Raw genomic sequence first — 12,537 nt, forward strand, 5'->3', positions numbered from 1 at the left:
AATTCTAATAATTCATTTTTTCTAAAACAAGATTGAAAAATGTTCCTGCTTTTGTGTAGGATGCTTCCTTCCAGAAGTGATGAGTTTCGTCTATAATCGATAAAATAATCTCCTCATCTTTTTTACAATCATTTGATTGCCAGATACATATTTTTTATTTAAATTAACGAACGCTACAATTTTATTTTAACAAATCAAATTCACGTAGCATCAACTGCTGGAAAATAGTTTAATCATGAACGCACTAATAAGCTTATGGAGCAACTATACTGCAGAATTTTCCACCCTTCAAAAAGTAATCATCGCCTTGGTTTTGACCTTTATTGTTTGTGTGGCAATTCTGGCTATAGTCTTACTGTTTTTGGAAATAATTCAATGAACATCCTGAAACATTAAATGATTCTGCAATTATCCCTGCCCGCATTTCTTCTACAAATGATCGGGTAAAGAATTCATATGTTTTCTTTAATATTACAAATTCCCATCATTTACTTCTATCCAATATCCATCAGGATCCTGAAAGTAGATTTGCTTCACTCCGTCTGGGCGGTCATTGGTGGTATTTCCTTCACCTTCCCAGTTCTCAAAATGCACGTTTTGCTTTCTTAAGTGGTCCATTAGTCCCGACAAATCGTCTACATTTAAAGCCATGTGAACTCCTTTATGTTTTTTAATTTCTTCCACGCTTTCAATTAGATGAATCTGGACTTTGTCATTCAATGGGAACCAACGAATATGATTAGGCAGGCCGCCATTAGGAATCTCTTCCAGCCCCAGAATATTTTTGTAGAAATCGGCAGAAATGGAAAGATCCTTTACCTGTAAAGCATCATGATCTTTATTAAAATTAAAACCATTTTGTGCGGAAGAGACATGGGCAAAAAGTAGAACCATAACAGGCAAACAGGTACGTATCATGTAATGTAGTTTTAGAATTGAATAATAGATGACAACAAGATACAAAGTTTTCAAAGATGATCCTGAAGCTCTAGATACTTATAGGATCATAAGAGTAAATGCCACAGAACTAATTCTGTGGCATTTACTTATTAAAGAGGTATGGAAGGTAGCATTTTCAGAAGATCTAAAAAGGGCATTTCCCCTACTCTTCATATTTTTCATAAAACTTCTTTTGAATTTTACTTTGGGTACTTTTAGGCATAACCCGTCGCACAAAAGTGGTGACTTTATTTGCAGCTCCGGGAATGTAAATTCGTTCGCCATCCATCAGTGCTTTATAAGCACCTTCGGCAACTTCCTCTGGTGGGGCCATTAATTTATCTTTATGATGCACCACGTTTGTGTTTTCCATATCTGCGCGGGAGAAGAAATCTGTATCTGTTGGACCCGGACAAAGACAGGTTACAGTGACGGCGCTTTCCATATCTTCAAGCTCTGTTGCCAGGGCTTCTGAAAGGGATACTACAAAAGCCTTTGTGGCGTGATAAACAGCCATTAATGGGCCGGGTTGAAATCCGGCGATGGATCCCAGGTTTAGCACCCTACCTTCATTTCTGTCTACCATATCCCGAAGGAAAAGCCGGGTGAGATGTGTAAGTGACATCACATTAAGATGGATCAATTCTGAATACTTCTCTGGCGGAATATCTGTAAAATTTCCCCGCTGCCCTACTCCGGCATCGTTAACCAAGATATTTACCGGATACTTCCACGTTTTAACCTCCTCATAAATTTCCTGGGCAGCACCATCCTGTGCAAGATCTTTCACAATATATTTTACATCGATGCTATATTTTTTCTCAAATTCCGCAGCGATTTCTTTCAGCTTTTCCTCATTTCTAGCAACCCCAATAAGATTATAGCCATTTGAGGCAAATTGGATCGCAAGTTGTTTTCCAATTCCACTCGTAATTCCTGTAAGTAGTACCGTCTGATTGTTTTCCATTTTCATAACTTTCTATTTGTTGTACTCCAATAAGATAGACATATCAGGTTTACAGGTGGTTTAAAAAAGTCTTAAAAATGCCCTTTTTGGATATACATTTATAATTTTCTTCTAAAGATTACGAAGATATTCCTTCCTGTGTGCGTTTTTTGTAGCTGAAAAACATCTGTGAAACTGGAATCCACATCAATCCTGAAGCTAAAAACAAAATAAAAGAAACCCGAAGGTTGAAAAGATGTGCCAGATATCCTATTAATGGTGGCCCCAAAAGCATTCCAACGATTCCATAAGTGGCGATTATGGAAATGGCCATTCCTGCCGAATATTTGTTTGAAGTTCCCGCCAGGCTAAATGTCATGGGGATAATTGCTGCCACTCCCATTCCTACCAGGCTAAAACCTGTAATTGCCGGCCAAAAATAGGGGAAAATGATCATTAACAATATTCCTGCAGAAACAAATGAAGCGCTTAAGATATAGGTTCTTTCCATTCCTATTTTGTCTATTAGACGATCTGAGAAAAAACGGGAAAGGGCCATAAAAGTCATAAAGATCAAATAGCCCAGGGTAAAAATTTCCTGATTTACGACATCCCGAAAATAAACCCCGCTCCAGTCAAACATACCTCCTTCACAAACTGCGGCAAAAAAGACAAGCATGCCAAGGTAAAGAATAAATTTATCAGGTTTTCCCAGTTTTAATTTATTTCCTTCTGCAGCACGGTCTTTTGTGAGAAGAAATCTATAGCCGAAAATGGCAGCAATCATTCCAATTAAAGCAACCCACAGCAAGTGCTGTTCAATGGCAATATTCATTTTAATCATAAATGTAGAAAAACCAACGCCTGCCAAGCCACCTGTACTCCATATACCATGAAAGGAACCAATAATTTTCATGGGAAATGATTTTTGGAGCGTAAGTGACTGGGTGTTCATTGAAATATTCAGAATCCTCATGCAGAAGGAGAATAAACTGATAGCCCCGACTAACACCAAGATACTTTCGGAAAACCCAATTAGCACCAATCCTGCAGAGAATAAAACAAAGGAGATAAGCAAAGGGAAACGACTGTCAAACCTGGAGACGAGCCAGCCTGAAATAGGCAAACCTATAAGAGAGCTTACCGGCATCGCCAAAAGCAAATTGCCTAATTGTGCTTCATTGAGATCAAAAATGGCTTTTAAAGTTGGAATTCTTGACGCCCAGGTAGAAAAGAAGAAACCAGCTAAAAAAAAGTAAAGGCTCAGGGCAATCCGTTGTTTTGACTTTTGTTCCATATGCTCAATTGAGAAGCTGCAAATATCACAGCAATTTTTCTAAGGTTAAAACTTTCCAATATGTTTTTCACAGGCTTTCAAAGTGGAGATTTCTGAACTTGTCGGGGATTAAAGTTGCGTTAAAAACTTTTCTTCGGCTGGTGCATTCCTTAATTTTAAGGGACAACCTTCAGAAAATCAATATTATAAAATTAAATGAAAATGAAAATTGCAAATCTTAAAATGAAAGGAGAAAAATTATGTTAGCAATGAACTTTCGAGGACCTTTTCGGGTTCGCGCCGATTATGACACACCTTATCCTGAAATTGAACATCCTGAAGACGCTATCGTACGGGTATTGCGGTCTTGTATTTGTGGATCTGATCTACATTTGTATCATGGATTGGTACCTGATACTCGTGTAGGGTCTACCTTTGGTCATGAATTCATAGGTGAAATTGTAGAAGTAGGATCATCTGTCGAAAATGTAAAAGTTGGAGATAAAGTAATGGTCCCTTTTAATATCGCCTGTGGAAAATGTGCTTTTTGTAAGCAGGAATTGTATGGTAACTGCCATGAAGCCAATCCCCAAGCTACCGCTGTAGGCGGAATCTTTGGATATTCCCATACCGCCGGAGGATATAATGGAGGACAGGCAGAGTACGTGCGTGTACCCTATGCCGATGTTGGTCCCACCATCATTCCCGACTGGATGGATTCCGATGACGCGGTATTACTTACAGACGTGGTGCCCACGGGCTACCAGGCTGCAGAAATGGGCGGAATTCAGGAAGGCGATACAGTAGTGGTCTTTGGAGCCGGTCCTATTGGTATCATGGCTGCCAAATGTTCCTGGCTTTTTGGAGCAGGACGGGTTATTGTAATTGATCAACTTGATTACAGGCTGGAATTCGTGAAAAAATATGCGCAATGCGAAGTCTACAACTTCAAATCCTTGGAGGACCCCGTTGTTTTCATCAAAAAAATCACCGATTCACTTGGCGCCGATGTATGTATTGATGCCGTAGGAGCCGAAGCTGCCGGCTCACCTATGAACACTCTACTAGGTAGAAAAATGCTCATGCAGGGAGGATCTACTACTGCCCTTCAATGGGCCATCAATTCGGTAAAAAAAGGAGGAATCGTTTCTATTGTTGGAGTATATGGACCAATAGGTGCTTTAGTACCCATTGGAAATGTGGTGAACAAAGGTATTACGATTCGGGCTAACCAGGCTTCGGTTAAAAAGCAGTGGCCAAAAGTTATAGAGCACATTAAGAACGGCGTGATTGATCCCAAGGCTCTCATTACGCACCGTATCCCGCTGGAAGAAGTTGCAGAAGGTTATCACTTAATGTCCACCAAGCTGGATAATTGTATCAAGCCGGTCTTAATACCACCTTCAGCTTAAATCCAAGGACACATTGTTGAATCAATAAAATTATAATTATGACAGACGAAACCAATCCCGCCAATTTTCGATATAAAAAAGGCGGTGATCATAGCCATATAAAAGGATGGGGGATCGATGCCGATCCAAAAAATGATCCTACTTACCCCATGAAAAAAAGAACTGATGAAGAAACTGAAGGGTACACCTGGGAAAGGCCTGCACAACAGGAGGTGAAAATAGAAGTTCTTAAATCTGTAGAAAGGCCAAATATTACAGCTGTTTTTGGGACATCACAACCTCCAAAGGGATTAAGTGGAATGATTCGCCGGGGTGCTTTTAAATATAGCGAGAATAGTTACGGGCGATGGATACCGCTTATTCTGGCCGACAGAGTTGCCGAGTATGAAGGAATTATTGAAGACATTAAACAGGGGCATGTTCCCAATTTCTTTGTAGAACATGGCTGGACGGCAGAATGGAAATACAATCGCAAAAATTTTCTTATTAAAACAGCTGCTGTGGTAGGAATTACAGCAGGTATTGCGACTTTCTTACTTTCGCGCAGTTGTAATAATTGCGAAACCGATGAAAGTTAGTCCATTTTTTAAAAAGCCTTAGTACTATTTTCCAAGGGTTGTTTAAATGATCTGGTAAAAATCATTTAGAAAATAAATTTTAAATGATGCTAATCAGGATGTTTAGACAACCTCTTTTTCTTTACTAAAAAATAAAGAAGCCTACCTCTTCGGAAGTTTAATAACGGTTTCCACACCTTCCACTCCTTGCCTGTTTCGCACTTCAAAAGAATAATGGTTACCATAAAGGTTCTTTAAGCGGTCATTTAAATTCGCTAATCCCACGCCTTTCTTCAGAAGTCCGGCGTGTTCTTCTGTAATTTTCTCACCATCATTTTCTACCTTAAGGACAATATATTTTCCCTCTCTATAGGCAGAAATATAAATTTCAAGATCTGTGTGCCCATAAGAATAGCCGTGCTTAATGGAGTTTTCAATTAAAGGCTGCAGCAAAAGAGCAGGAATTTTTGTCGATAAAATAGCTTCATCTATATCTCGGGTAATCTTCAAGTGATCTGAAAACCGGATGTTGAGAATATTGAGATAATAATCAAGCGTCTGCAATTCCTTCTCCAATGTAATCTCATTGGTTTCACTACTGTAGAGAATTTCTCGCAAAAAATCACTGAGATCCGCAATTGTATCTTTTGCTTTTGAAGCATCAAGATCTGCCAGTACCGCGATACTGTTGAGCGTGTTGAATAGAAAATGCGGTTGTAATTGAGAGGAAAGCATTTTCATACGGGTGTTTACCAATTGAGTTTCCAATATGCGGCGTTGGCTTTCGGCTTCCTTTACCTGCTTCACATAATAATAAGTGTAAATGATAAACACCATTGCGAAATAGATGAGAAAATTCAAATCTATCACAGCCATAAACCTGTGAAGACTATAGCTTATTTCATACTCCGACCAGGAAATACGTTCCGTTATGATTCCTATAAAATCGAAAATGAGCCGAATGATTAAACCAATTAAAATGGAGAATATAGTATGTATGCAAATGATTTTGACCCAGGAGTAGTTTTTATAAAGAAATCTCTTGGTACTAACTGCAATCAAAGACATATAGGTTACCACAGTAAACCAGTCTATGAGCACATTAAACACAAGAAAATCATACCAGGGTTCAAAAGTCTCTTGGACGTAGTAAGTACGCATATATCCAAATTTGACAATATAAACCACATCAAACAAAGCGTAAAAGCCACCCAGTAGCAAAATTAGCTTAGTGTCAATGTAGTTCTTAATAGCTGAAGCTGCCATCTATTACATTCCTATTTTTTCCAGGAATTCTTTCTTGTTGGACTTACTTATATGAAGGAGTTTACCATCAGACATTTTTGCATCCACTTCGGAATACTCAGAATGGACAATCTCCTTCAAATGATTAATATTTATAATAGTTGACCTGTGAATTCTACAAAAAAAGGCATCGTCCAGTATTCCCTCCAGGTTACTGAGAGATTCCCTCAATACATATTTGTTTTTTTCTGAAAAAATTTCAGCATAATAACCAGAGGCCAGTATGTACAGAATATTAGAAGGATTTAGAAGTATAGTTTTGTTACCCTGCTTTACCGGAATTCTCGCCACAGGTGCCGCTTTCTTTTTTTCCTGCGAGTACATCAAAAATAAATCACTGATTCTTTTTTCAAACTGGTTATCGGCTTCAGACCGGGAGATTTTTAAAACCTTCGAAATTGCTTTATGAAATCGCTGATCTTTAAAAGGCTTCAGCAGGAAATCAAAGGCATCAACATCAAATGCTTTTGTGGCATAACCGTCGTATGCTGTAACAAGCACTACGATTGGCTTTTGTTCCAGTTTAATATTTTGCAGAACTTCAAAGCCATTCATATCTTTCATGTTGATATCCAGAAAAACGAGTTGCGGCGCCAGCCTATTGATTTTCTCAATCGCTGTTTTCCCATTGGTACACTCTCCTACCACTTCAATTTCTGCAACCTCTTCGAGGAGGTTCAAAATACGTTTACGTGCCAGCTCTTCGTCGTCAACAATGATAGCTTTCATTCCTCTTAATTCTTCTAAACTAATTTACAAATAATTAGGTTATTTTTAACGATTTATAATTTTAATAGAATGATTCACCTCCTTTTATCATGCATTTCATGTTTGACATAATTTTTTAATAAATGAGAATTCCAGAATTGTTTACGATTCTACTTCTTGAGCACCACCACCTATTTCCTAATTAGAAATCATGGAGCATGACAAAACCATCAGGGATAGAGAACCCGATGGTCTTAAAAATGGCATTTTATTCAAACATTCTAATTGCTGGCTACTCCGGTGTTACTGGCGTGAGGATTAAATTTGAATTTAATTCTCTTTTTGTCCCCATCTCTTTCTAGCTTCACTTTATAAAGACTTTTAGTTATTGTCGCGCCTTCTCCCTTGGCAACATATACATTTTTAACCATTTCCCAGCCTTTATGATCACGGTACAACTGGTGGCGAAGTTCTGCAGGCAGCAGGATATTTACAAAGCGCTGTTTAGTTTTTTGTAAATTTCCTTCTTTATCAAAAAAGGCACGTAAAGATCCTTTACTACTGTTAAAGCTAACTTCGTAGGAATCGTATTTCTTATAGGCTACTTTGTTCATAAAATTTTCGATGCTGAAATATTCATCCATAAATGCCAGAGGATTCAGTTCAAATTCTCTGTGGTAAGATTCATTTACAACAAATGTAAACCTGTCGCCATCTTCGGTAACTTCTGAAGATATTGGTGCAAAGCCAATTTTTGCCTCGTCTAGTACTGTAACTCGCTGTGCGTTGGCGACTGCAGACCAAAACATCAGCACTAATAAAATTCCAAGAGTTCTCATAATGATAAATTTTTAAATGATTGTTACTTCGTTTTTTGAGTGATATAAATTTCTAACACTAAAGTAACTCACGTCATCTTGATTGCGGCGTAGAATGATTTGATTAGGAGGAAAGATGGTATTGATTCAATAAATATTTGATGTAAAACATATTAAGACGCTCTTAACTCTTGGTGTATCCTAAATAATCCATACATAGCAAATTTTATACAATTCAACTCTCTTTAATGGTCATCTGCCGTTTCTCTTTATGTAAATTTTCTAAGAATCGAAATTGCTGCATAAAACTGATTGAATTTTTTATAATTTTCTTAAAGCCAGTTAATTTTATCGACGCTTTTCGTAATTTAGTAGAAAAGGATGTCTCAGGAATACCTCTCAGGCTGCTCCTTTACAAAAATCCTCTAATCTTTTTACGCTTGGCCTCCTTTTTATCATTCAGGAAATAAAAATGTAGGCAATGACCATAGAAGAAAAGCTCACATCTTTCGCACCTTTTGCAGATATGATGCCTGGCGCGATCGTCGTTCATGAATTGCCCGATTTACAAACTGTTTACATGTCTTCCAAAGGCCTTAAGGGGTTAGGTTTAAGCTTTAGCGAACTAAAAAATATGGGAAGTGAATACCATTCCAAGTTTTTCAATAATAAAGACATGGAAGATTACATCCAGAAAATTAGGAAATTACTGGAAGACAACGATCCTGAAGAGACTTTCACTTTTTTCCACCAGGTAAAACTAAAAGAAAAAGAAGATTGGGTGTGGCACATTGCCTCCAGTAGAATTTTTCACGTTGATAGTAAGGGAAATCCTACACACATCATTACGGTTGCTTTTCCTGTGGACCAAATGAAACACATTCCCAATAAAGCGCAGCGTTTTCTTGCAGAAAATGAGTTTTACAGGAAAAATTATCAAAAATTTCTCTCCCTTGGCAAGAGGGCGAAACAGGTGCTAAAATTAGTTGCTATAGGAAAAAGTTCGGCCGAAATTGCTGAAGAATTATACATCTCTGTAGATACTGTAAACACACATCGGAAAATTATTAAGCAAAAATTGGAAATATCTACTACCTATGAATTCACTGTATATGCACATGCTTATGATCTCATATAGGCATAAAAAAATCGGGGCCCCCTACTTCCCCGATTTTTTAAGTGCCATTGATCATATTAGTTAATATTTTCAGTTCCTTAGAACCAAAAAAATAATTTGATCAACTTTACAGGTATAAATATAAAAGAAGATAAAAAGACAGACAATACCTACTTTTAGTGATTTTTCGTTTCTACTTCCAAAAAAGGCCTTTACAGAACAATTTTTATTTTCCGAAATTACCAGATAGGAGCTTTCCTCCACGTTTTCAACTCTAAAAAGTATTTAAATTTCAGAAACAGAAGGGAGATTAATTGATTCTTTTCAATAAAAAAACCCGGCTTATAGGCCGGGCTGAAAATATAATTAAAATGTCTTGTATTAGATTGCAGGATTCTGGCTTACTGCATCTTCTACTGGCTGTTCCTGAGTTGAAAGTGAATCTACTTCTATTACAGGAGTTTCTTCAGGTTGAATTTTTTCTACTTCAATTTGCTCAATAACTTCTACTTCTTCAGTTGTTTCAGCCGGAGTTTCTTTGCAAGAGGTAAAACTTAAAACTAATGCGATTACTGCAAAAGTCAAAAATGATTTTTTCATTTAAAGATCAATTTATTGTTTTTGATGCGCCAAATGTAATAGATATTGCGTTTCATTTATTAGAAGGTCAAAAATATTTTAATAGAAGTTAAACACCTCAATATAAATACATTACCCTTCCTAAGAACGATAGATTTCTATAAAAAAAAACATCTGAACATATTTTTTCTTCCGGAACCCGGGAACTTCATCTTTTTTCCCTCTTATGTCGGTATGTTTCCATCTGTCTGGCTTAACTGTTATCGCCATACTTTTGTCATGATTTGTACTGCAGCAATTTCTGGAAGAAAAGCTTTACCTCCTTCAGGTCTTCCACACGATAATCGGCATAGGTTTGTCGACCATGTTCTCCTACAAGAATACCAATTCCATTTTTAACATATTCAAAGGCATCTTCGTCTGTAACATCATCCCCTACATAAACCGACAGCTGATTTTCTTTTTTGCTAAGCACAGTTTTCAGGAACTCCACAGCCCTGCCTTTGTGCCAATCTATCGCAGGCCTTATTTCGATCACTTTTTTCCCATCTGCTTTTGTAACTTCCGAATAATCGTTCAGCACAGCTGAAACGATATTATGTACCTTTTCTTGCTCTTCCTGTTTTACCTGCCGGTAATGAATGGCCATTGTAAATTTCTTCCGCTCAAAATCTGTCCCCGCTATTTCTTTTAGCTTTCGCTTCAGAAGAGGTTCAATTTCATCAAATACGGGAATTACTTTTACCGCTTCTTCATGATCTTTGGCGAAACCATTGGGACCCGAAATTTCAAATCCGTGGCTGCCGGCATAAAAAAGATCTGGCAAATTCACCCTTTTTCGAACATCTGCCAGGCCGCGCCCGCTTACCACCGCCAGTGGAAATCTCTTCGACAACTCCTGAACGAGCCCGCGCATCTCTTCCGAAATTGCTGCGTCATCGTGATGTTCTACGATGGGAGCCAGCGTACCGTCAAAATCCAGGAACAGCAGCGTATCTTCACTCCCAAAGCGAGCTGTAATCTTCTGAAAATTTTCCAAAGCAGAAGGTAAATCTGTTGGTTGTTTTTCTAATTTATTTTTCGTCATACCTTTCCGAATTAATTTTCTGGTTCTACTTCTTGAGCCTCGAAAAAAGTGCTTCCACATCCTTTTTTTGCAATAGCTCAGTACCAGGTGATTTTATGGTTGCACTTCCGCATGCTAATCCGTATAAAATGGCATTTTCAACAGAGTTTCCTTGAGCAAGACTATAAGTAATGCCCGCCACCATGCTATCTCCTGCTCCTATAGAACTTACATGTTCTACCTGAGGTGCAGGAAAGTGTTGAAAAGTAGAATTATTTACTAAAAAAGCTCCTTTGGCGCCTAAAGACACCACAAGCACTTCAATATTATACGTGCGCTTTACTTCCAGGAGCATTTTCTTTTGTTCTTCTTCATTTTCAGGGGTGTAAGTTGTTAGATCCTGCAGCTCTCTCATGTTTGGTTTCATGAGGAAGGCGCCTTCTTCAAGTGCTGCCGAGAATGCTGTACCCGAAGTGTCGAGAATGAATTTAATATTGTGCTTTTTTGCCCTTTTTGACACCTCAGCATAAAAATTGTCTGGTGCGCCCGCAGGCAAACTTCCGCTGGCGACTAGAAAAGATGCTTGAGAATACAGGTCAATTTTCTTTAAAATATCTTCATATTCCGTTTCGTCTAGCGCTGCTCCAGTCATTCCGAAGCGAAAAAGTTCTCCCGTAGAAGTTTCAGTAACTGCAAAATTTTGCCGAAGGTCGTTTTTCACCTTAACGGAATCCTGAATCACGCCTTCCTTTTGAAGAAGTTCGTGAAAAATTTCACCGGTATATCCTCCTTTAGTGTAAATGGCAGTAGAATCGCCTCCCAGCCTTTTAATGACCCTTGAAACATTAACACCGCCACCGCCAGGATCTTTTGTTGGCATTTCACACCTCAACTTATCACTGGATTTAATGTGAGCGACAGTAGTATAAACATCCAAGGCAGGATTAACGGTAAGGGTTAAAATCATAATTCATATTTTTCAACAAAACGCTTCAGGTTTCAGCTGAAATTAAGAAAACTATCCTAAAAATTTCCTAATTAAATCTCAAAACCGAAAAAACCTTGTTGCTCAAAGCAAATTCTCAAGATTCATGTAGTGTGCAACTACTGGAAAAACAAAGATCCCGGGCAAGCCCGGGATCTTTGTTTTTTTACCTGCAAGTTGTTATTCTACAATAAACTGCCCTTGCATTTGAACGTAATGTCCTGGAAAACTACAGATAAATGTGTAAGTTCCAGGCTCTGTTGGAGCTTCAAACTCTATTGTAGTGCTTTCTTCTCCTCCAATCATTTTTGTATGAGCAACGACGTCATCACCGCCTTCAGGAATATAATCATTCGATGCGGCCTGGTTCGCTCTTTGAGCAAAGTCGGTCACATCTGTTCCCTGTTTTAGGATTACCACATTATGCCCCATCACGTTCTTAGGCAACTGTCCTACATGCTTTAAAGTAAGGCTCACTGTTTCACCAGCCTTGGCTCGTAATTCATTCTTATTGAATTGCATTTGGTCATTCCCTTCAATCGTTAATTGCACAACACCTTCTTCATTAGACTGCATTGTTGATGATGAAGCATCATTGGTAGTTTCCTCAACAGCGCTTTCGGTTTGATTGCTATTTCCAATTGTTATTTTTTCTTCTTCCTCTTTTTGTCCGTTACCGCAACTCATCATTGCAAAAACTCCAAAAATGGCTAAAACGCGATTTAATTTTTTCATTTTTAAGTGTTTAAAAATTTATTATAGATTAGGATTTCAAGGCTTTATTGCCATTGGCTTCTGTCGTCCAAATATAGAGGAAATCCTACAGATT

The 12,537-nt window shown here is 38.1% G+C and carries 14 protein-coding genes; 4 read left to right on the plus strand and 10 right to left on the minus strand.

Annotated features, from left to right (window positions below):
* The first annotated feature begins 235 nt into the window (after positions 1 to 235).
* Positions 236 to 379, plus strand: a complete 144-nt coding sequence (locus ACOV1Q_RS07685) for a hypothetical protein (protein WP_424493811.1) — start codon at positions 236 to 238, stop codon at positions 377 to 379.
* 92 nt (positions 380 to 471) lie between these two features.
* Here ACOV1Q_RS07685 and ACOV1Q_RS07690 read toward each other — a convergent pair whose 3' ends face one another.
* The 3 genes from ACOV1Q_RS07690 to ACOV1Q_RS07700 form a co-directional block, all read right to left on the minus strand.
* Positions 472 to 918: a VOC family protein gene (locus ACOV1Q_RS07690; protein ID WP_424493812.1), complete on the minus strand. Its 447-nt coding sequence runs from the start codon at positions 916 to 918 to the stop codon at positions 472 to 474.
* A 184-nt stretch (positions 919 to 1,102) separates the two neighbouring features.
* Positions 1,103 to 1,906, minus strand: coding sequence for an SDR family NAD(P)-dependent oxidoreductase (locus ACOV1Q_RS07695; protein ID WP_424493813.1), 804 nt, complete (start codon positions 1,904 to 1,906; stop codon positions 1,103 to 1,105).
* A gap of 118 nt (positions 1,907 to 2,024) precedes the next feature.
* Positions 2,025 to 3,182 carry an MFS transporter gene (locus ACOV1Q_RS07700; RefSeq protein WP_424493814.1) on the minus strand — a complete coding sequence of 386 codons (1,158 nt, stop codon included), beginning with the start codon at positions 3,180 to 3,182 and terminating at the stop codon, positions 2,025 to 2,027.
* Positions 3,183 to 3,430: 248 nt separating this feature from the next.
* On the opposite strand from ACOV1Q_RS07700, the gene ACOV1Q_RS07705 reads away from it, so the two are divergent.
* Complete coding sequence (locus ACOV1Q_RS07705; RefSeq protein ID WP_424493815.1) at positions 3,431 to 4,573, plus strand: zinc-dependent alcohol dehydrogenase; 1,143 nt, start codon at positions 3,431 to 3,433, stop codon at positions 4,571 to 4,573.
* A gap of 38 nt (positions 4,574 to 4,611) precedes the next feature.
* Positions 4,612 to 5,151 (plus strand): hypothetical protein, encoded by a 540-nt coding sequence (locus ACOV1Q_RS07710; RefSeq protein ID WP_424493816.1) that lies wholly within the window; start codon positions 4,612 to 4,614, stop codon positions 5,149 to 5,151.
* A 141-nt stretch (positions 5,152 to 5,292) separates the two neighbouring features.
* Here ACOV1Q_RS07710 and ACOV1Q_RS07715 read toward each other — a convergent pair whose 3' ends face one another.
* The 3 genes from ACOV1Q_RS07715 to ACOV1Q_RS07725 form a co-directional block, all read right to left on the minus strand.
* The gene (locus ACOV1Q_RS07715) at positions 5,293 to 6,396 is read right to left on the minus strand and encodes a sensor histidine kinase (RefSeq protein ID WP_424493817.1); all 1,104 of its coding nucleotides are present in this window, start codon (positions 6,394 to 6,396) and stop codon (positions 5,293 to 5,295) included.
* A gap of 3 nt (positions 6,397 to 6,399) precedes the next feature.
* On the minus strand, positions 6,400 to 7,164 hold the full coding sequence (locus ACOV1Q_RS07720) for a LytR/AlgR family response regulator transcription factor (protein ID WP_424493818.1): 765 nt from the start codon (positions 7,162 to 7,164) through the stop codon (positions 6,400 to 6,402).
* Positions 7,165 to 7,424: 260 nt separating this feature from the next.
* Positions 7,425 to 7,982 carry a hypothetical protein gene (locus ACOV1Q_RS07725; RefSeq protein WP_424493819.1) on the minus strand — a complete coding sequence of 186 codons (558 nt, stop codon included), beginning with the start codon at positions 7,980 to 7,982 and terminating at the stop codon, positions 7,425 to 7,427.
* A 460-nt stretch (positions 7,983 to 8,442) separates the two neighbouring features.
* Here ACOV1Q_RS07725 and ACOV1Q_RS07730 point away from each other — a divergent pair, with 460 nt between their 5' ends.
* Complete coding sequence (locus tag ACOV1Q_RS07730; RefSeq protein ID WP_424493821.1) at positions 8,443 to 9,099, plus strand: response regulator transcription factor; 657 nt, start codon at positions 8,443 to 8,445, stop codon at positions 9,097 to 9,099.
* 360 nt (positions 9,100 to 9,459) lie between these two features.
* On the opposite strand, the gene ACOV1Q_RS07735 is transcribed toward ACOV1Q_RS07730, so the two are convergent.
* The 4 genes from ACOV1Q_RS07735 to azu form a co-directional block, all read right to left on the minus strand.
* Positions 9,460 to 9,678, minus strand: a complete 219-nt coding sequence (locus ACOV1Q_RS07735) for a hypothetical protein (RefSeq protein ID WP_424493822.1) — start codon at positions 9,676 to 9,678, stop codon at positions 9,460 to 9,462.
* Positions 9,679 to 9,934: 256 nt separating this feature from the next.
* Positions 9,935 to 10,744 carry a trehalose-phosphatase gene (gene otsB / locus ACOV1Q_RS07740; protein WP_424493823.1) on the minus strand — a complete coding sequence of 270 codons (810 nt, stop codon included), beginning with the start codon at positions 10,742 to 10,744 and terminating at the stop codon, positions 9,935 to 9,937.
* A 25-nt stretch (positions 10,745 to 10,769) separates the two neighbouring features.
* On the minus strand, positions 10,770 to 11,690 hold the full coding sequence (locus tag ACOV1Q_RS07745) for a 1-phosphofructokinase family hexose kinase (protein WP_424493824.1): 921 nt from the start codon (positions 11,688 to 11,690) through the stop codon (positions 10,770 to 10,772).
* A gap of 198 nt (positions 11,691 to 11,888) precedes the next feature.
* A complete protein-coding gene (gene azu / locus ACOV1Q_RS07750; protein ID WP_424493825.1) occupies positions 11,889 to 12,443 on the minus strand; it encodes an azurin in 555 nt (184 codons plus the stop codon).
* Positions 12,444 to 12,537: the final 94 nt, after the last annotated feature.

This window comes from Salinimicrobium maris, assembly GCF_049680855.1.
GTDB lineage: Bacteria > Bacteroidota > Bacteroidia > Flavobacteriales > Flavobacteriaceae > Salinimicrobium.

Bases quoted from the DNA above. Each gene is read 5' to 3' on its own strand.
- ACOV1Q_RS07685 (WP_424493811.1), top strand. From the start codon at position 236: ATGAACGCACTAATAAGCTTATGGAGCAACTATACTGCAGAATTTTCC.
- ACOV1Q_RS07690 (WP_424493812.1), bottom strand. From the start codon at position 918: ATGATACGTACCTGTTTGCCTGTTATGGTTCTACTTTTTGCCCATGTC.
- ACOV1Q_RS07695 (WP_424493813.1), bottom strand. From the start codon at position 1,906: ATGGAAAACAATCAGACGGTACTACTTACAGGAATTACGAGTGGAATT.
- ACOV1Q_RS07700 (WP_424493814.1), bottom strand. From the start codon at position 3,182: ATGGAACAAAAGTCAAAACAACGGATTGCCCTGAGCCTTTACTTTTTT.
- ACOV1Q_RS07705 (WP_424493815.1), top strand. From the start codon at position 3,431: ATGAACTTTCGAGGACCTTTTCGGGTTCGCGCCGATTATGACACACCT.
- ACOV1Q_RS07710 (WP_424493816.1), top strand. From the start codon at position 4,612: ATGACAGACGAAACCAATCCCGCCAATTTTCGATATAAAAAAGGCGGT.
- ACOV1Q_RS07715 (WP_424493817.1), bottom strand. From the start codon at position 6,396: ATGGCAGCTTCAGCTATTAAGAACTACATTGACACTAAGCTAATTTTG.
- ACOV1Q_RS07720 (WP_424493818.1), bottom strand. From the start codon at position 7,164: ATGAAAGCTATCATTGTTGACGACGAAGAGCTGGCACGTAAACGTATT.
- ACOV1Q_RS07725 (WP_424493819.1), bottom strand. From the start codon at position 7,982: ATGAGAACTCTTGGAATTTTATTAGTGCTGATGTTTTGGTCTGCAGTC.
- ACOV1Q_RS07730 (WP_424493821.1), top strand. From the start codon at position 8,443: ATGACCATAGAAGAAAAGCTCACATCTTTCGCACCTTTTGCAGATATG.
- ACOV1Q_RS07735 (WP_424493822.1), bottom strand. From the start codon at position 9,678: ATGAAAAAATCATTTTTGACTTTTGCAGTAATCGCATTAGTTTTAAGT.
- otsB (WP_424493823.1), bottom strand. From the start codon at position 10,744: ATGACGAAAAATAAATTAGAAAAACAACCAACAGATTTACCTTCTGCT.
- ACOV1Q_RS07745 (WP_424493824.1), bottom strand. From the start codon at position 11,690: ATGATTTTAACCCTTACCGTTAATCCTGCCTTGGATGTTTATACTACT.
- azu (WP_424493825.1), bottom strand. From the start codon at position 12,443: ATGAAAAAATTAAATCGCGTTTTAGCCATTTTTGGAGTTTTTGCAATG.